17 protein-coding genes and 2 pseudogenes are annotated in these 18,124 nt (G+C 38.1%); 13 read left to right on the plus strand and 6 right to left on the minus strand.

Translation table 11 applies throughout. From position 1 onward, the window contains the following. Positions 1-150: 150 nt before the first annotated feature. From IGI52_RS02420 to IGI52_RS02440, 5 genes are read left to right on the plus strand one after another with little or no spacing between them, the layout of a single operon-like run. Positions 151-1,062, plus strand: a complete 912-nt coding sequence (locus tag IGI52_RS02420; RefSeq protein ID WP_229078993.1) for a dihydrodipicolinate synthase family protein — start codon at positions 151-153, stop codon at positions 1,060-1,062. Positions 1,063-1,083: 21 nt separating this feature from the next. After that, a complete protein-coding gene (locus tag IGI52_RS02425; protein ID WP_438780359.1) occupies positions 1,084-2,109 on the plus strand; it encodes an L-rhamnose/proton symporter RhaT in 1,026 nt (341 codons plus the stop codon). A 24-nt stretch (positions 2,110-2,133) separates the two neighbouring features. Beyond that, entirely contained in the window at positions 2,134-3,210 is a 1,077-nt protein-coding gene (locus IGI52_RS02430; protein WP_438780360.1) for a Gfo/Idh/MocA family protein, read from the plus strand. A gap of 13 nt (positions 3,211-3,223) precedes the next feature. Further along, positions 3,224-4,099 (plus strand): amidohydrolase family protein, encoded by an 876-nt coding sequence (locus IGI52_RS02435; RefSeq protein ID WP_438780361.1) that lies wholly within the window; start codon positions 3,224-3,226, stop codon positions 4,097-4,099. A 14-nt stretch (positions 4,100-4,113) separates the two neighbouring features. Continuing rightward, entirely contained in the window at positions 4,114-4,443 is a 330-nt protein-coding gene (locus IGI52_RS02440) for an L-rhamnose mutarotase (RefSeq protein WP_185968681.1), read from the plus strand. 189 nt (positions 4,444-4,632) lie between these two features. On the opposite strand, the gene IGI52_RS02445 is transcribed toward IGI52_RS02440, so the two are convergent. Further along, entirely contained in the window at positions 4,633-5,844 is a 1,212-nt protein-coding gene (locus tag IGI52_RS02445; protein WP_438780362.1) for an IS110 family transposase, read from the minus strand. Between the two features lie 304 nt (positions 5,845-6,148). Between IGI52_RS02445 and fucO the strand changes: the two genes are divergently transcribed. The 4 genes from fucO to IGI52_RS02465 all read left to right on the plus strand — a co-directional run bounded on the left by fucO (position 6,149) and on the right by IGI52_RS02465 (position 9,080). Continuing rightward, positions 6,149-7,300 (plus strand): lactaldehyde reductase, encoded by a 1,152-nt coding sequence (gene fucO, locus IGI52_RS02450; protein ID WP_438780363.1) that lies wholly within the window; start codon positions 6,149-6,151, stop codon positions 7,298-7,300. A 291-nt stretch (positions 7,301-7,591) separates the two neighbouring features. Next, on the plus strand, positions 7,592-8,725 hold the full coding sequence (locus tag IGI52_RS02455; protein ID WP_438780364.1) for a transposase: 1,134 nt from the start codon (positions 7,592-7,594) through the stop codon (positions 8,723-8,725). Beyond that, positions 8,712-8,852: a hypothetical protein gene (locus IGI52_RS02460; protein WP_438780365.1), complete on the plus strand. Its 141-nt coding sequence runs from the start codon at positions 8,712-8,714 to the stop codon at positions 8,850-8,852. Before IGI52_RS02455 ends, IGI52_RS02460 begins: the two co-directional genes overlap by 14 nt. A gap of 105 nt (positions 8,853-8,957) precedes the next feature. After that, positions 8,958-9,080: a hypothetical protein gene (locus IGI52_RS02465; protein ID WP_438780366.1), complete on the plus strand. Its 123-nt coding sequence runs from the start codon at positions 8,958-8,960 to the stop codon at positions 9,078-9,080. Positions 9,081-9,203: 123 nt separating this feature from the next. On the opposite strand, the gene istB is transcribed toward IGI52_RS02465, so the two are convergent. Genes istB through istA form a run of 3 tightly spaced genes read right to left on the minus strand, consistent with a single transcriptional unit; the run spans position 9,204 to position 11,417 of the window. Further along, a complete protein-coding gene (gene istB / locus IGI52_RS02470; protein WP_438780367.1) occupies positions 9,204-9,929 on the minus strand; it encodes an IS21-like element helper ATPase IstB in 726 nt (241 codons plus the stop codon). Beyond that, positions 9,926-10,594, minus strand: a complete 669-nt coding sequence (locus tag IGI52_RS02475; protein WP_438780368.1) for a Mu transposase domain-containing protein — start codon at positions 10,592-10,594, stop codon at positions 9,926-9,928. Before IGI52_RS02475 ends, istB begins: the two co-directional genes overlap by 4 nt. Continuing rightward, positions 10,563-11,417, minus strand: coding sequence for an IS21 family transposase (gene istA / locus IGI52_RS02480; protein ID WP_438780369.1), 855 nt, complete (start codon positions 11,415-11,417; stop codon positions 10,563-10,565). The genes IGI52_RS02475 and istA overlap by 32 nt, the downstream gene beginning before the upstream one ends. Positions 11,418-11,583: 166 nt before the next feature. On the opposite strand from istA, the pseudogene IGI52_RS02485 reads away from it, so the two are divergent. From IGI52_RS02485 to IGI52_RS02495, 3 genes and pseudogenes are all read left to right on the plus strand, one after another. Beyond that, a pseudogene (locus IGI52_RS02485) lies at positions 11,584-12,923 on the plus strand (ISL3 family transposase). A gap of 99 nt (positions 12,924-13,022) precedes the next feature. Next, positions 13,023-13,481, plus strand: coding sequence for a transposase family protein (locus IGI52_RS02490; protein WP_438780370.1), 459 nt, complete (start codon positions 13,023-13,025; stop codon positions 13,479-13,481). Beyond that, on the plus strand, positions 13,450-14,790 hold the full coding sequence (locus IGI52_RS02495; RefSeq protein ID WP_438780371.1) for an ISL3 family transposase: 1,341 nt from the start codon (positions 13,450-13,452) through the stop codon (positions 14,788-14,790). The genes IGI52_RS02490 and IGI52_RS02495 overlap by 32 nt, the downstream gene beginning before the upstream one ends. A gap of 23 nt (positions 14,791-14,813) precedes the next feature. Here the strand turns inward: IGI52_RS02495 and IGI52_RS02500 are convergent, their stop codons facing one another. Both IGI52_RS02500 and tnpA read right to left on the minus strand, forming a co-directional pair. Beyond that, positions 14,814-16,442 (minus strand): helix-turn-helix domain-containing protein, encoded by a 1,629-nt coding sequence (locus IGI52_RS02500; RefSeq protein WP_438780372.1) that lies wholly within the window; start codon positions 16,440-16,442, stop codon positions 14,814-14,816. 148 nt (positions 16,443-16,590) lie between these two features. Continuing rightward, positions 16,591-16,910: pseudogene (tnpA, locus tag IGI52_RS02505) on the minus strand (IS200/IS605 family transposase); the annotation flags it as partial. 661 nt (positions 16,911-17,571) lie between these two features. Here tnpA and IGI52_RS02510 point away from each other — a divergent pair. Then, positions 17,572-18,117 (plus strand): signal peptidase I, encoded by a 546-nt coding sequence (locus IGI52_RS02510; protein WP_438780373.1) that lies wholly within the window; start codon positions 17,572-17,574, stop codon positions 18,115-18,117. Positions 18,118-18,124 lie beyond the last annotated feature (7 nt).

The raw sequence follows: 18,124 nt of genomic DNA on the forward strand, positions 1-18,124 counted from the left end.
AATAGTGACATTTACTGAAACGTTACTCTAGAATAAAATTAAAAAAATAGGTTGACTTCTTTTCGTTAAGCGGTTACATTCTAAGTGTGAAGTTCATAAAAGGGAAACTAGTTCACGAATGAGAACAAGGAAGGCGGTTTTGTTTTGAAGATGAAGTTAAACGGGATTTATGCAGCGATGTTGACACCATTGACAGAGGAAGGAGGTATAGATGTTTCAGCGCTTAAGCGTATGGTCGATTTTTATATTGAAAAGAATATCACTGGGCTTTTTGCAGTCAGTTCTGTTGGTGAAGCTGCGCATTTTGATGTGAAGGAAGCTCAGACTATTTTAGAGACAGTCAAAGCAGCTAGTGCAGGGAAACTGCAATTATTTGCAGGCGTGACTGCAACGACCAGCAGTAAGGCAATAGAAGTGGGGAAAATAGCTGAAGGACTTGGCTATGATGGGATTGTATCTGCACCGCCTTATTTTTATCAGCCTAGTGATGATGCTATCCTGGCTTATTTCGAGGATATCAATACTCATGTTGATTTGCCGATGATTGTTTATAATGTGCCGTTGTTTGCACCAGTATTGAGCAAGGAATTGTTAATGTCGGTTGCAAAACTCGATAAAGTGATTGGAGTAAAGGAATCTAGTGGTAATTTAGTTGATGTCCTTCATATTTTAGATATGTTGGAAGATGAGAAGTTAGAGACCTCTTTCTTGATCGGAAGAGAAGAGATGTACTTAAGTTCATTATTAGCAGGAGCAGATGGGTGTATGGTGGCGACTGCTGGAATTGTTCCAGAAGCTTATCAAAAAATCGAAGAATTGTACTTAGCTGGAAAGATCAATGAAGCAGTCCAAGTACAGAAAGTTATACTGCCATTGTTAAGAGAATGCTTTAAGGTTAATTTTCCAGCAGGATTTAAGATTGCTTTGGCTGCAAGAGGATTAGATACACCGGTCTATGTTAAGAGGAAGTTGTCAGAACAGGAGCAACAGGATTTAGCACGTTCAGAAGAAACAATAAAACAGGAAGTGGCACGAATTTTAACGTTTGTTGGTAATTATTAACTGGTATTAGGAGGAATAAAAATGGTCGGAGCTTTTACAGTATTATTGTTGGCATGTTTTTTTCAGGGAAGTTTTGGGATTTGCTTCAAAAAATATCAACCATTTTCTTGGGAGGCATTTTGGACACTCTTTTCTATTGTAGGCGTTTTGTTGATCCCTCATATTTGGGCCTTTATTGAGGTTCCTAATTATATGAGCTACATTATGAACACGCCGATTGATAAAATTTTCTTTGGGGCATTAATGGGATTTTTCTGGGGAATCAGCTCGATTGCTTATAGTAAAGCGATTGACATGATCGGAGTTTCGCTAGTAACTGGTATTAATTTAGGATTGTCATTGCTTTTGGGAAGTTTTGTACCAATGTTTATTCTTGGAACTTTTCCGTCAACAAAGGCATTGATTATGCTGGTTTTGAGTATGGCTGTTTTAATGGGTGGGGTTTTGGTACTCTCAAAAGCAGGTTTTATGAAAAATGATGACAATGAAGAAAGTGTTGAAGAAGCAAAAGAGAATAATGGACCTAAAAAGAACTCTAAATTTATGGTTGGTTTTCTTTTAGCATTAGCTTCTGGAGCTGGATCAGCGGCTATCAATATTGGTGCATCCGCAGCAAATTATCCAGTTCAGCTAGCGATTGACTCAGGAGTATCACCAGTCAGTGCAAGTTTACTATCATGGGTGATTGTTTTTGCTGGTGGTTTTTTAGCGAACTTTGTTTATGCCATAATTGTACTTGTAAAAAATAAAACTTATACTGATTATACCAAGCCGGGTGCAGGGAAAGCCTATTTCAAAGTTTTGGTTACCTCCTTTGTTTGGTTCGCAGCTTTAGCAGTTTATGGGAAAGCTACTCACTTGCTTGGAGACCTAGGACCAATCGTTGGCTGGGTCGGATTTAATGGCCTAGCTCTGATTATCGCTAATATGTGGGGATTTAGAGATGGTGAGTGGAAAGGATTTCCGAAGGCGCAAAGGATTGCCATTATCGGAAATGCGATTATTGTCATTTCATTAGTTTTCGTCGCATTGGCAAATTCATTATAAAGAAAAACACTTAGGAGGAGCAAAATGGTTGAATCTATCAAAGAATTGAATTATGTACCGGAAATGCCGGAGAACCCTCGTAATATCGTTATTATTGGAGCTGGAGGGATTGTATCGGGTTCCCAACTGCCAGCATATAAAATGGCCGGCTATCCCGTACTTGGTATCTATGACTTGGATTATCAAAAGGCGCAGCAAACAGCGAAAGACTTTGATATCCCGCATGTTTATGATGACTTAGCAAAGCTAATTGACTTAGCAAAACGTGAGAATGCCGTGTTTGATATTGCGGTTCCTGCTTCTGCGACAGCAGATATTTTACGTCAACTACCAGAACAATCAGGAGTTTTGATGCAGAAACCAATGGGTGAAAGTATCGAAGAAGCTCAGGAAATTTTGACGATTTGTCGTGAAAAGGATTTTGTGGCAGGAGTGAATTTTCAATTAAGACAAGCTCCTTATATGATTGCTGCTAGAAAATTGATTAATGATGGTTTGATCGGTGAAATTGTAGACATTGATTGGCGCGTTGTTGAGTTGCATCCATGGCATTTGTGGGATTTTCTATTTGAAAAAGACCGGATGGAGATCAATTACCATAGTGTCCATTATGTTGATATGATCCGAAGTATAGCAGGTAATCCAACAAGCGTATATTGTAAAACGATGCAGCATCCTAAAATGAAAGCGTTAAAACAAACCCGTTCTGCTATGATCCTAGATTATGGACCTGAGTTGCGAGTGAATCTTCACATCAATCATAATCATGACTATGCTCCCGATTATCAAGAATCAACGTGCAAGATTGAAGGGATGAAAGGGGCTATTCGAATTACGATTGGTTTGATTTTGGACTATCCAACAGGACGCCCAGACAAAGTCGAGTACGTTTTTGACGATGGTAAGGGATGGCGCGAATTAGAAGTCCAAGGAAGCTGGTTTAATGAAGCGTTTATCGGTACGATGGGTGGATTAATGAAGAAAATGGATGACTCGACTTACGAGTACATTAATGACGTTGAAGATGCGTACCAAACAATGTGTGTCGTTGAGGCACTCTACGCATCCAGTGATAATGGAGGAACACCAGTAAATTATTAAAAGAGGTAGAAGCATGAAGAAGATTATAGATACGCATGTCCATACGTGGAATTTAGCACAGTTGCGCCTTCCATGGTTAGATACTGAAGATTATTTGAATCAAACATTCACTGAGAAGGATTACCAGAAGGCTGCCGCTAGTGATCAATTTTCGATTACTGACGCGATATACATGGAAGTTGATTGCACACCAAGTGATCGCGAAAAAGAAAATAAATGGGTTCTCAATCAATGCGCGAATGCGAATAGTATTTTCAAAAGTGCCGTAATTTCCGGTGATTTGTCAGATAAACACTTCAAAGAATATATTGAAAAATATCGTTTTGACATTTCAGGACTTCGCCAAGTTTTACATGTTGCGGAGCGAGAAAAGGGCTTTTGTCTGCAACCGACTTTTATTCAAAATGTCCGCTATTTAGGAGACCTTGGATTGACCTTCGACTTGAGCTTAAGAAACGAAGAGTTATCAGATGGTTATGAAATGGCTAAAAATTGCCCTGAAACAAGAATCATTCTTAATCACATGGGAAATCCCAATATGGAAATGTTAACTCAGCCGTTGAATGATGAGAAAAAAAGTTATCGTGAAAAATGGCTTGGGAATCTAAAAAAAATTTCTGAACTGCCGAATGTCTATTGTAAGATTTCCGGTGTTATGGAGACAGAGAAAGCAAGTTTTGAGGACTTCTCTGAGGAAATCGATCAAGTAATGGAACTGTTCGGAGAAGATCGAATTCTATATGCTTCAAATTTCCCGGTTATAGATTTAGGAGGTGGACTTAACAAGTGGACCGACTTTCTTTTAAAACTTACTGAATCTCGTTCTGAATCATTCAAAGGAAAATTATTTAGAAAAAATGCACAAGCAGTTTATTTCAACCTGAAATAATGGAGGAATGGAAGATGACTATAACAAGATATGGCGCAGTTTCTACCTTGAAACCAGAATCAAAACAAAAATATATTGACCTGCATGCTAACGCATGGCCGAAAGTAAACGAAATGATCAAAGAATGCAATCTGCAGAATTATTCGATTTATCAAATCGACAATTTCCTTTTTTCATATTATGAATATACAGGAGAGGACTATGAAGCAGATATGGCAAAAATGGCGGCGGATAAAACAACTCAAGAATGGTGGGATGAGTGTATCCCTTGCATGAAACCATTAGAAGGTCATGGTTCAGAAGGCGTGTGGACCACAATGAAAGAAATCTATCATTTAGATTAGCCATTATGATATGCATGCCGAAAATTAGTTTTATGATTATGAAGATAAATATAGTTCATTAAGAGTAATTAGTAATTAGCCTGCAAATAAAAAGTTAAGAGAAAATTGGACAAAAATTTGTCTGGACGGAAGGCACGACAAATAGAACCACCGATTATCGCTGGTTTCATCCTAAGCTCAAAACTAAAATCAAGCCTCTTCTGGAAGTGATGCAAGATACTCTTTTACTCGGCCGTAATAAATACGTAAAAACTTATTCGCACCCGCAGTCATGTAAACATAGTAAGGTTTGCCTTCTGCTCGTTTCTTGGAAATAAACGCGTAAACTGGATCAGTTTCAGGTGAGGTTTTCACTAATACGTCCATTATTTGAAACAGTGATTTACGCAGTTGAGCAGATCCGCGTTTAGAAGTTCGGACACTTTTCTGATTATAGCTGCTGGATTGATTCACACCAGGATCTACTCCTGCAAAAGCAGTCAAAGCACTTCGATGAGAAAATCGTCGGATATCGCCAATCTCCGCCATGAGTTGTGGGCCTAATGATGGGCCTACGCCTTTCATAGCCATGACTATCGGATATTCTGGCAATTGCGCAGCTGTATGATCCATCTGTAGGCGCAAATGCTCAACAGTCCTAGAAAGGGTATTTAACTGCTCAATCGCTTGCATAATCAGACCTTTTGTCCGTTTATCTTTCGGTAAAAGAGCAATCAACTCTTTAGAGGCTTCAAAAATTTGTGCTGCTTTCTCTGGGTAAAAGTCGTAGCCTTTCCGCGTACAGAACTTCTGATAACGTTCAGTGAAAGCAGTCAGAGAGCCTTTCCGAACACAGTCAACGTGCCAAAAAGAGGTGACAAAGTCAACCCATTTCTGACTACCATCTTTTCGAACAGGACTGGTAAAAAAAGTATTCGCTCCAGGAAACGTTTGATCCAAAAGAGAAATGAGATTGTTTTTGAGAGCTGTTTTATGTTTCATGTAAAAATCAAACTGTCGGTTCATGATTTTTAGTTGGTCTCTTGTCTTATCCATAAGGTTATACTGTCGCAGGTCATTCCAGTTGTCAAGCGCATAACGAGCGATTTTGACGGCATCCTTTTTGTCAGACTTCACTTTACGAAGGGAGTTGTTTCCAAAATCTTTAATCAATTTTGGATTGACCAGACTGACATAAAAACCCGCATCAGTAAGCCAATGAGCGACAGGTTCGTGATAGCGGCCCGTGTACTCCATGACGATCCTAACTTCTCCTTCAAGTTTAGAAAGAGAATGAATAAAATCATCAACAGCTCTAGATGTATGACAGAGTTCAAAAGGACTAGAAATCACTTCACCGAAAGGTCGAAGGATCGAGACAACACTTTTACCTTTAGCAACATCAATACCTACTGCGTTCAAGAGGATCAGCTCCTTCAGATTATTCGCAATGGAAAGCCAGCGTAAACACATTGCCGATTCAATCTACTGGGGTGTGACACGAACGTACTGGGAAACAGCAGTTCAACCTGCATAAAACGAACGCTGAGAATGAGCAGCTGGTTGGCAGACTAATTTACGGACGTAAAGTCCAAGGAGGAGAATGCCCGACCATTGCCCTCTCATTCTAACAGCTTAAGCAACATGATAGATAAAAGGCATTACTAAAAATTAATAGTATTGCCTTATAACCTATAAATATATTGTAGTAGGAGGAAATAAATACATGGCAAATCGGATGATATTAAACGAAACATCTTATCACGGAAAAGGAGCGATTGAATCTGTTCCGTTGGAGTTTCAAAAACGCGGTTTCAAGAAAGCAGTAGTGATTACAGATAAAGATTTGATCGAATTTAAAGTGGCAACTAAAGTTACAGATCTGCTTGATAAGGCGGCGATTGATTATGAAATTTATGACGGAATCGTGCCGAATCCAACAGTGGAAAATGTGCAGACAGGAGTAGATTTTGTTAAGAAAGCTCAAGCAGATGTTATTATTGCAATTGGTGGCGGCTCGCCAATTGATACAGCTAAGGCAATCGGTATTATCGTGGAAAATCCTGAATTTTCAGATGTTGTTAGTTTAGAAGGTGAAGTAGATACTAAAAATCCCTCATTACCGATTTTAGCAATTCCGACAACTTCAGGGACAGCAGCTGAAGTAACAATCAATTATGTTATCACGGATAAATCAAAGAATCGTAAATTTGTTTGTGTCGATCCCCATGATATTCCGGTAGTTGCTTTTATCGATAGTGAAATGATGATGGGTATGCCAAAGGGGCTTTGTGCTGCAACTGGAATGGATGCTATGACACATGCAATTGAAGGTTTCATTACAAAAGGCGCATGGGAAATGAGCGACATGCTTCACCTAAAAGCAATTGAAATCATAGGACGTTCTTTACGATCATCTGTAGCAGGAGAAGAAAAAGGACGGGAAGAAATGGCATTAGGTCAATATATCGCAGGTATGGGTTTTTCAAACGTTGGTCTAGGATTGGTTCATGGTATGGCACATCCTTTATCAGCATGGTATAACATTCCACACGGCGTCGCTTGTGCAGCTCTTTTGCCAACCGTAATGAAATACAATAAGGATTTCACTGGAGAGAAATACCGAGATATCGCCAAGGTATTGAACGTGGAAGGTGCAGAAACGTTGGCGATTGAAGAAGTTAGGGATGCCGCTTGTGCAGCGATTGACCAAATGAGTAAAGATGTTGGCATCCCTGCAACGATTTCTGAACTAGGTGTAAAAGCAGAAGACATTGCCAAAATTGCAGAAGACGCCTTAAAAGATGTCTGCACACCTGGAAATCCGCGTGATACATCCCTAGAGGAGATCATCACGATTTACAGCAGCTTGATGTAAAAAAAGAAAAATTGGTTCCTACAATTTTCTAAACGATGATTGTAGGAACCAGCTTTTTGTTTCTTGAAAAAAACAAATCTTCGATTCCATGGTAAGGGTCGAGGTTCTTTCCAATTTCATGGGATTCGATATACCAAATGTAGTATAATTTAATTGTTGGTAGTTGAGCTAATTTCATAATTATCTGCCCTTGATATATCAATGATTTCAAGACACATAAAAAAGGAACCTCCCCAATTTGGTACAATAAGGTTGTCCTGACCGACACCTATCCAAAAGGAGGGATTCCCTGTGTCTATCATACAACAACCAACTTTATTTGACACCTATGTTTTAGAACAACTGGATATCGAGGAGAAACACCAAAAGATTTTCTCCCCATTAGAATTATTGCCTCTTGTTCAGCTTTTTCAAAAAGAAACAAAGGTCGGACCGCCCATTACCGTTAATTATGAAGCCGCTATTCGTGCCCTACTTGTCAGTTATCTGGAAGAAATTTCGACCATCACTGCACTCGTTTCAAGAATCAAACAAGATCTCCGCTTCAAGCTGAGCTTAGGATTTTTATATGACGATGTACCACCATCTGAGTCGACCTTTTCCCGTATCATCCATACTTTTGAAGAAAATGGTCACCTTCTTAAGGAACAGAATCGTGTGTTACTGAAACAGATCAATCAAGAATTTGATATTTTTTCAGAAGCAGTCTCCTTTGATGCCACAGCAGTTATGGGTCATACAAAACCAACCCAAAATGTAAAAGCTCAGGTCGCAAGCTGTGAAGAGCAACGTGTGATGACGACAGAAGAATTGAACGCTCAGTTCCCTCTTGCGCCTCAATGGGGAATCAAAGCCAACAGTCAAGGCAAAAATAATTATTGGTTTGGGTATAAAGCGCATTTGGCCGTTGCTTCTGAATCACAATATATCTTGTCGGCCATTTTGACTTCTGCTAATATTGCGGACATGAGTGTCGGTATTCCTATGTTAAGAGACTTGAAGGAACTTGGCATCCGAAATACCTCTGTCATTTTCGATAAAGGGTACGATGCAAAAGCCATTTATAAAGAAGCACATCACCTTAATTTTGAGCCAATCATTCCATTAAAACGGATCGCTAAAAATGATGGTGAATGGACAGATAATTACGCGCCGACTTGTCTTTTAGAGCATGGCTACCGATACGACAGCTTTGATCCAAGATATGATGTGTTAAAATTCACTCAGCCTTTGGATAAATGCCATGACTGTTCACTTTTTCACGCAGGATTGTGTCAAAAAGTGATTAAAATCAAGCAACAACATGACCCAAGAAAATTCAATCACCCAGCGCGAGGCGCGAAAGCATGGGAGAAACTTTACGCCAAACGCAGCGCTGTAGAACGAGTCAATGGTTATCTTGAAGGAACACATGAAATTGAATGATACCAAATACTATAAAGCAGGTTCGGTGTCCGTCGAACTCCTGCTTATTCAACTAGCATACAATACCAAAAACTATGCGGCACAACGATTAAACCAAGCGAAATTAAGAAAAGAGACAGTTGCCTAATTTCAAAAAAGGAAAAATTTGAAATTGGTCCAGTATGTACTTTTCCAAAAAAGCGAATTATGAAATTAGCTCAGTTACTGTTACATGATAAGGAGGCGTATTTCTTTGGAAGAATTACTTTTATCATTGGACGTTAATTTACATGTTGATGACTGTCAAATAACAAAAGAGAAAATTACCTTTGATGTTTCTTCCATTTCTACCTCTGATTATTCCGGACGTTTTTGAGCTACCGATTTGGTCCATGTGAGCCACTAGATAGTCATGCAAAAATTTGATGATGAGAGCCATCGATTTGGAGAAAATGAGCCATCGGAAAAAGGTTGACCATTAATGGCCAACCTCATTTCGTTATCTCATCCTTATAGATTCTTGACCTTCAATGTGGATATGAAGTGATTTTGGAAGGACTCGATCCAGAATCGAGTCGGCAAGTACACCGCCACCAAGACGGCTATGCCAACCTTCAGTGTCAAATTGTGAACAGAAAATTGTCGCGTGAAACCGATAACGCCGCTCAATGATTTCGAAAAGCTCTTGTTGGGCTAACTCACTCGCTGGAACCAATAGCCATTCATCTAAAATAAGAAGCTCGCAAGTTTGATACTGCTTCAAAATCTTTGAATAGGTTCCTTGTGCTTTTGCGAGTGCTATTTCTGATAATAGATCCGGAACACGAATATAACGAACACGATAACTTGTCTGACAAGCATGATTTTCCAACGCGCATGCGATATAACTTTTGCCGGATCCAGTGGCACCTGTGAGAATCAAGTTTTTCGGTTCTCGGATATAACGATTATCTGCCAATCTTAGAAAAACTTCACGCTTAAGTCCGCGATCGGTGAAATACTGAATATCTTCTAACTGTGCATTTGCTTCACTTAGTTGAGCCTTCTTAGTCAAACGAGTGATCTTATTTCTGTGACGGTTATCAAACTCGGCGTCAACTAATAATTCTAGCCGTTCATCAAAGCTAAGTTGCATCATATCATCAATCAGTGATTGGCCTTGATAAGCCTGAGCCATTCCTGGCATCCGCATCTCGACCATTTTTTCATAGGTGCATTGATTCATTTCTCCTCTTCCTTTCCGTAATACTGACGACCGCGCAAGAAAACATGAGACTGGTCATGATCAATGGATTTCTCAATCGTATGCTTGTTCTCTGCTTGATTTGCCTGAATAATCAATTTGATATTCTTGTAACGAGGAGCGGAAATTAAGGTGAGTGCTTTTTGACAAGCTATTTCTAATTCACGAGGAGAATACTGATCTGCCAACTTTAAAATAGAGCGACACCCATTATAAGCCTGTTGTTCAACTTTGTAGCTCGCCAATAGTCGCTCAATCACGATCCTTGTGCTTTCGCCGATCGTTTGTCCCCAACGACTGAAACGTTGAGCATCCCATTCGGCTACCTGTCGATGATTGTCTGGCATATGCGCTTCGTTGGTGGAATAATGACTCGGATGGCCCAACAGTCGCTTATGTGAGCACAGACGAGTTTGATCATGAAACACTTCTATTAAATGCTTCGTTATACGAACTTTTACTTTCTGCTTGATATATTCGTGTGGGACGGAGTAATACATTTTATCCACAGAAATGTGGTAATTGTATTGAACGGTTGCCTGCTTGTACTCGCCGTATTTATAACGGATACGAGGCAGTGGTTGTAGTCTTGCTTTTTCTTCGGCTAGAAAAATTTCATAGCGAGACCCCGTTCGCTTCAAAAACATTATAAAAGATCTGTTTACGCAGACGCGCTAAAATATTCGTGGACACTTTACCTACCGTTCCCTCGACACTTGCCTTCATTTTAGGCGTTCTCGGCTTAGCGGGAAGAATGACGGTATTATAGTAATCAGCCAATTCACGATATTGAGCGTTCAAGACGATCTCTCCGTTTCGAGGATGCTTGATTACACCGGTCTTGAGATTATCGCAGATAATCAAAGCAAAAACACCGCCAAAATATTGGAACATATTCACATGAGCTGTGATCCAATTTTCCTGCTTCATGTCCGAGGTCACTTCCACATAACTGTATTGACTATAAGGCAGCGTCGCAACGAAGAGAAAGGTTTTCGTCATCTCTCCGGTCTCAGGGTCAATGATTGATTGGGTCAGTCCCGCCCAATCGACCTCAATCTTTTCTCCTGGTTGATGACTAAAGTGCATAGTTGCCTTTGATCGCTCCAGGTACTGATTGAAATTAACACATAACTGTGAATACTGTAGGGGCAAGGCCTCGGCTAGATGGCAATCACGGACGTATTCTTCCCAAAGCAACTTCTTAGTAACACCCGGCTTTCTCAATTCTGTTTCAAGCTGCTCGTAATCTGGTTTTTGATGAAATGTTTCGCTTTCCGGTTTTGGGAAAAGCCGGTTCTTCAGCTCAGCTTCCGACAGCTCTCGAACATCGTCCCAACCAAGACTGGTAGCTTTGGCTGCGACAATAACCTTTGAGACCGTGTTCCTTGAAACCTTCAATAGATCGGCGATCTGGCGTTGAGCTAAATTCGCTTTGTGGTATCGAAGAATTTCTTTGTATTTCTCCATAAATAAAAACTCCCTTCATATAATGAAATTTCGTGGCTCTATAATATCTAGTGTTGGTGACGCCTTCTGTTGCCAATACTTTTTCTTTTTTCTAATAAACGCAAACAGACACCTTGAAATCCTTTAGAATAAAGTCGACGAAAACCATTCAAAGGAGTGTTTCAAGATGTCCTATTCAGAGTTTACCAAAGAGTTACTAGATATTCTAGACCTAAATCTTATCTTTCATGAAGATGCCTTTCGCAAAGAGCGAATCAATGACGAAACATGTTTTGTTTTTGATGGCACATTGACCTATCAACCAGAGGAATGCTTCCATTGTCACTATCAAAATAAGCAAACGATCATTAAATGGGGCTGGAAAAAAGTATCCATCTTATTGAATGATGTCAGTAACTACAAGACCATTCTGCGGATTAACAAACAGCGCTTCAAATGTAAACACTGTGGAAAGACTTTTTTAGCAGAAGATTCAGTTAGTGATCGTCGCTGCTCCATTGCTCGCAGAGTCAAACAAGCCATTCTTGAGCTATTAAGCGAACCTCTTTCTATGTCTTTGATCGCACGTATGAAGCACATTTCTCCGACACTGTCATTCGAATACTTCGCAGCCTTCGGCCTAAAACCGTTTCTTTGAACCAGCCGTTACCAGAAGTGGTGTGTTTCGATGAATTCAAATCGGTGAAAAACGTCTCGGGAGCCATGAGCTTTGTCATGATGGACGGCAAGACCCATCAACTGATTGATATTGTGGAAAATCGGCAACTAAATCCTTTACGCGACTATTTCTTGCGCTACCCTAGAAAAGTCCGTGAACAAGTACGTCTAGTGGTTTCAGATTTCTATACACCCTATCGCACATTGGTGAAAGAGTGCTTTCCGAATGTCCGAATCGTCGCCGATCGCTTTCATATTAGCCAACACATCGGTCGGGCCTTTACCAACCACCGAATTCAAGTAATGAAGACCTTTAAAAAAAGGGATCGTCGGTCGAAGCACTTAAAGAAATACTGGAGACTACTTCAAAAGAATGCGTGGGAATTGAAAGGTCAGCATCGCTACTGGCGTCCGTCATTTCGAGATCATCTGACAGAAGCAGAGATAGTCGATCGGCTATTATCTTATGATGACTCCTTAAAGCGAGGTTACGAAGTCTACCAGGATTTTCTTTCCGCTATCAGAAGACAAGATGTTCCTGAATTCGTCGCGCTCCTAAAAGAAGACTACAAGGAGTTGCCAGAGCACTACCAACCAGTGTTCACGACCTTCAAGAAATATCGAACAGAAATCAAACGAGCGTTGCGAGTTCCCTATTCCAACGGCCCTATAGAATGTTTGAACAACCATATCAAAGTACTAAAACGAATTGCCTATGGCTTTAGAAACTTTCAAAACTACCAAGAACGAATCTTTTTATATCGAGGAAAATATTTTAAGAAAACTAAGAACACTACCCAACTGACTAAAGCTAGAACAACAACACGGCTAGACAAGATAGCTGTCTAGCCGTGTGAGTATCTCGATTATTCTATTGAATTTCTTCACCAACACTCATTGACGAAGAGCCAATTTCGTAAAGACAACTGTCTCCACAGAATCCATTATATGAAAGAAGCATCAGTGGCTCTCTTAGAGCAAATTGCTGGCTCATTTTTATCATATCGCTGGCTCTCGCCAAAGGCAAAACCATGGCTCCGCCACACAAGAATAATCACCTCGACAAAGTGCCCCACATGTCGCTACAAATCCACCAATATTCATGATTCTTATACTACTAAAATTCAAGATCTACCGATTCAAAGTAAGACAGTCTATTTAAATTTACTTATACGAAGATTCAAATGTCAAAATCCTGACTGTTCTAAAAAAACATTTTCTGAGACGTTCCCTTTTAGGGAACGAAATGCACGAAAAACAACACGATTGATGAAACTAATTGTTGATTTAGCAGAAAGTCGGAGTTCTGTAGGTATGACTAAAGACCTTGAAGAAATGGGAATCATAGTAAGGAAGAGTAGTCTATGTAATTATCTTGGGCAAAAAAAAAATTCACGTAGATTATGATGTAGCTGAAATATGCATTGATGATTTCGCTCTGAAGAAACGCCAACGTTATGGCACAATTATGGTAGATATCAAAACTGGGAAAATTGTTGACCTGCTGGAATCTCGTGAAAAAGAGGATGTGATCGAATGGCTTAAAAAATTCAAATGTGTTGAGCTGGTGTCACGTGATGGTTCTCGTACATACTCTGCAGCGATTAAGAAAGCATTCCCTCATGCAATACAAGTCACCGATAGATTTCATTTGGTTGCTCGTCTTTGTGAACTCGCTCAAACATTCATGCGACACTCTTTCCCGCCAAGGATTCCAATCGAGATTTCCAATGAAAAATATGAAAAATTCGAAGATTTTCTTCTATATGCTTCACGAAGAGATAAAATTGTTTATGTAAAACGGCTGCATACCGACGGTATGACACAGCAAGAAATTCGAATGAACACAGGCTTCGGCCTTAAAACAATTTCCAAGTATATAAAAATGAAGGAGGAGGAAATTCCGGAAGATAAAGCAATATTTTGGGAACGACATCATAATGAGCTAATGGAAGAAAAACAACAACAAATTGATGAAGTGAGAGCCCTTGCCAAAAAAGGAGTTGCCCTTTCCGAAATAACTGATATTACAGGATACACGCCTCAAACAATTGTAAGATATTTAGGAAAAGATGCTTCTTCTCTCAGCGAACAATATGGGATCGATCGTCCTGGTAAATTAGAAAAATATCGCAAAGAAGTGCTTGCGCTTCGTAAAGAAAGAAAAACATACTCAGAGATTTTTCAAATTATTTCTGAAAAAGGATATACCGGAACAGTAGATGCTATTCGAGGATATATGTCCCGGCAACGTCGTCTTCATAAACATTTTAAAGAAGAGTATCAAGGGAAATCCATTGAAATATTAGAACGAAAATGGTTAATTAAACTATTCTATTTACCGATTGAGAAAGTTCCCGTCATTGATAGTGAGTTATTGGAATTAGTTTTCAATCAGCATCCAAAATACAAACAACTCTATGAATTAGTTTGGAGATTTCGTCATTGTTTAAAAAAACAAGATCTAGAGTCTTTTAAAAGCTGGATGTCTTCTGTAAAAGAAAATTTTGATGATGTCTCTCTATTAAAGTTTGTGGGTAGTCTCTTAAATGATTTCCCAGCAGTCAAATATGCGATTACTCATAAATATAACAATGGTTTAGCTGAAGGTAGCGTAAATAAGATAAAGACCATAAAGAAACAGATGTATGGACGGTGCAGTTTCAATTTATTACGAAAAAAAGTTTTATCATTGGAAAATCGTCGAATCCCATGAAATTGGAAAGAACCGGTTCTGCCTTACTTTCTATGTTTTTTTTCCGATAAATCATTTACTAAATTTTGAATAGCTACTATTGACTGTGGTGTTACATAGGGATCCATTGTCACGAGCGGAAAGTTTTTCGGTAATTTTCCTCTAGCCCCTGTGGTAATTAATCCATCATAAGTCAAAATTCTTTTGATCAGTTCTTCATCTCCGTCCCACATATATTCAAAATAATGAATTTCAAAATTGCCGTAAACAATTTGTGTAATGACATTGGCAATGAACGCCTCTTCCGTTGGAGAAAGATCCGAAATCAATAGTAAATGAATCGTTTTATCTTGAGAAGCCAAACGTTCTAAGCTACCAACTTCAGCTGTTAATAATAAATAGACATAATTTGTGATAAAATCCTTACTTTGATAAATAATGTTATCTTGGACGAACTGCTGTACAATCCTCGTAACTTTTTCTACAGCGTGTTGATGCATGAGTTTGACCATCTCCAAAAAAACCTCTCTATCTTTTCGAAGCATAATTAAAAATTCGCCATATTCATCATACATATAGATATCATTCAAGAGAATTGTTGTCAATTCTAAAACGCGTTCTTCATCACAATAGTCCCCCATTAAACGCATAAATTCATTTGTCAAAATTAAGTGTGTTTGAAATAGTTTATTATAACGTCGATTATCAGCTAATGCCCATTCTCGCTGTTTCTTGCTGATAACAACTGCATCTGAGAAAATGAGCCATAAACAATCATGCATGATTTCATCGTTTAAAGTAAGGTTAAAAACATCAGACACCATTTCTTTAAATGAATGAATTGTTTCGCTACATGGCAATAGCAATCCTTTTGGATGTAATTCCTCCTTAGGATAGTAGTGCCCATTTTTTATTCGCCATAGACTGATAAAAATATTGTAAATTAGTTGCTTTTGAAAAATGTGTTTTTTATACAAACCATTCATTGTTGTAAACTCTTGAACGAATTTTTCTATAGCTCTCGTTTGATGTTCCGTTAAATGAGGGAGAATTATCTTTATAGAATAGTACTTTTCAATGAAGTATCGATAATAAAAATGACGAACCATACCTTCATTTCCGCTCAGCCTTAATGGTCGATAGCACAGTTTAACATCTATCAATTTCAATGAGTCTGCCATCTTTTTCAAGTACCGTTGCGTGTTGGATGGACTCAAAAATAAGGATTTAGATAAAAGTTCAGTATTTTCATAATGTTCATATAAAAGCTGCTCAATTAGTTGAAATTCTGGCGAAGTACTCAGTGCTTTTGCATAGAGTTTCCCGATACTGATATCCTCCATTAGCTTGACTTTATAGAGTCCCTTATCCTTTTCGACAAAAAAATACTTGTTTTTCTGAGAGTTAATCAGATTAATATCACTCAATAGAATGGGTAAAGAACAGCTCAGTTCATTGGTGAGTCTCTCACTTGATACTCCATCACGGTTATAATATAGTATTTCAATTAATCTTAATCTGCGTCTGTTGCTTACTCCTAAAGCTGGACGAAAGTTCATAAGCTCACCTGGTATTGTCAACCTATCTGGTTTTTTAATACTTTCCCTTTCTTGATGAATTATTTTTAGTCGTTTATTTATATCAACATCGTGTACTTTTGTGTCATCTTTCAAAGAATGGAACAACTTTTTTCGAATGGCCAGTGTTAGAAAACGTATTTTTTTAAGAGTCGATTTGATGTTGTGACTGATAAAATAAAGTGATCCCTTGGCTCATTTCCAATTGACGGTGACATTTGATTTCATAATCTTAATCTGTCCTTTATTTATGATTACTTCCTTGATTCCGAATATATTTTTTTATTACATCATCGGGTGTCTCATTAGCTGTTAAAAGACAAAAGCTTTTGGACCAAAACATTTCTTTCCAAAGGAATTGTTTCACGTTAGGATAATCACGTTTTATCAATCGTGAAGTTGCGCTTTTAAATGCATTGATAAACTTGATCAATTATATTTTTTTTGGTTGAGCTTTGAACCGTACATGAGCATGCCTGTATTGTGAATCCATTCCATTAATTTAATATGATATGTTTTAGCAATTTATTCAAATGTAACTTTAGCAAATTCAAATATTTCATCATAATATCAGCTCACTTCTAATTATAGACTGATTTTAAAATAATGCAAAATGAAACCGAACATATACCTCTTTTCTAGATGCCAACAATCCTTCCCGTATACAACAGCAGTCATTGCTTTGCTATGCCATAAAAATCCTTTGTAGTAACTTTTAGATCCAACTTATCAAGCAATCTAATATCAATTAGTAGTTTTGCTCTTAGCTATATTTATTTTTGAATTAATGAAAGCAAATGAACGGTCTGCCACATCAATTTTTTTAAGATATATTAAAATGTTGAATTAGATAATAATATTTTTTTGTTTATAATAAAGATATTCAGGAAATGCGAGTTTTGTTTATTGTCTATTGTTACTTATTTCCGAAATTAATTTATTGGGTATGACAATTTCTAATAGTTATTATGCATTTTTTTTAGCGCATGATACATTTGGTAAGTCCATATTTGAGTGGAATAGGATACCTTTTTACATGTTGTCAGTAAGAAATTTTGATAAAAAGATTAATGGGATACTTGCGAGATAGTTATCGTTCTGCAGATGAAGTAAACTGTTCAAAAAATAAATGAATCGTTTGTTTGAAAATAAGAAGGTTTGCAAAGAAGTAGTAATGTGTTCTGCTGATCAAAAAAAATTGAACGGGATAGAGGGAAAGTTGGAAATGAAAAGTAAGGGAATTAAAATCGTAAATATCTTTTTTTGGTTTTTTTTACTTCTGATTATTGTATTAGCGATTTGGTTTAGATTTAGTGATAAAACTGATAAATCACTTTTTGGTTACCGTATCTATTCTGTCAAAACGAATTCCATGAAGACAGATAAATCAATGAGTGATCGTTTCAAAGGCGAGTCTTTTGAAAAAGGTGATCTGTTGTTTGTAAAACTTAGGAAGCCATCGTCTATTAAGGTGAACGATGTTGTGACGTTTGTTCCAAATGGAATCGAAGATAACTCAATTTATTTGACTCATAGGGTAATCAAAAAAGATGCTGAAAAGGATACAGTTGTTACTAGAGGAGATGCAAATAACATGGATGATCCTGAAATCTCTAATAGACAAATTATCGGAATCGTTTCTTTTGTCGTTCCAATGGCAGGAAAATTGCTGACTGCGATTCAAGAAAATCCGTTGATTGCGATTGGATTAGCAGTGATTTTTATTTTATTGCTGAGCATCATTTCAAAATTTTTTTTTAGTAAGGCTTAACAGAAAG

The sequence above is a fragment of the Enterococcus sp. DIV0187 genome (assembly GCF_051713785.1).
GTDB lineage: Bacteria > Bacillota > Bacilli > Lactobacillales > Enterococcaceae > Enterococcus_A > Enterococcus_A avium.

What these genes read in the sequence shown, in the direction of transcription:
- IGI52_RS02420 (WP_229078993.1), top strand. Translation starts at nt 151, where the DNA reads ATGAAGTTAAACGGGATTTATGCAGCGATGTTGACACCATTGACAGAG.
- IGI52_RS02425 (WP_438780359.1), top strand. Translation starts at nt 1,084, where the DNA reads ATGGTCGGAGCTTTTACAGTATTATTGTTGGCATGTTTTTTTCAGGGA.
- IGI52_RS02430 (WP_438780360.1), top strand. Translation starts at nt 2,134, where the DNA reads ATGGTTGAATCTATCAAAGAATTGAATTATGTACCGGAAATGCCGGAG.
- IGI52_RS02435 (WP_438780361.1), top strand. Translation starts at nt 3,224, where the DNA reads ATGAAGAAGATTATAGATACGCATGTCCATACGTGGAATTTAGCACAG.
- IGI52_RS02440 (WP_185968681.1), top strand. Translation starts at nt 4,114, where the DNA reads ATGACTATAACAAGATATGGCGCAGTTTCTACCTTGAAACCAGAATCA.
- fucO (WP_438780363.1), top strand. Translation starts at nt 6,149, where the DNA reads ATGGCAAATCGGATGATATTAAACGAAACATCTTATCACGGAAAAGGA.
- IGI52_RS02460 (WP_438780365.1), top strand. Translation starts at nt 8,712, where the DNA reads ATGAAATTGAATGATACCAAATACTATAAAGCAGGTTCGGTGTCCGTC.
- istB (WP_438780367.1), bottom strand. Translation starts at nt 9,929, where the DNA reads ATGAATCAATGCACCTATGAAAAAATGGTCGAGATGCGGATGCCAGGA.
- IGI52_RS02475 (WP_438780368.1), bottom strand. Translation starts at nt 10,594, where the DNA reads ATGTTTTTGAAGCGAACGGGGTCTCGCTATGAAATTTTTCTAGCCGAA.
- istA (WP_438780369.1), bottom strand. Translation starts at nt 11,417, where the DNA reads ATGGAGAAATACAAAGAAATTCTTCGATACCACAAAGCGAATTTAGCT.
- IGI52_RS02490 (WP_438780370.1), top strand. Translation starts at nt 13,023, where the DNA reads ATGAAAGAAGCATCAGTGGCTCTCTTAGAGCAAATTGCTGGCTCATTT.
- IGI52_RS02510 (WP_438780373.1), top strand. Translation starts at nt 17,572, where the DNA reads ATGAAAAGTAAGGGAATTAAAATCGTAAATATCTTTTTTTGGTTTTTT.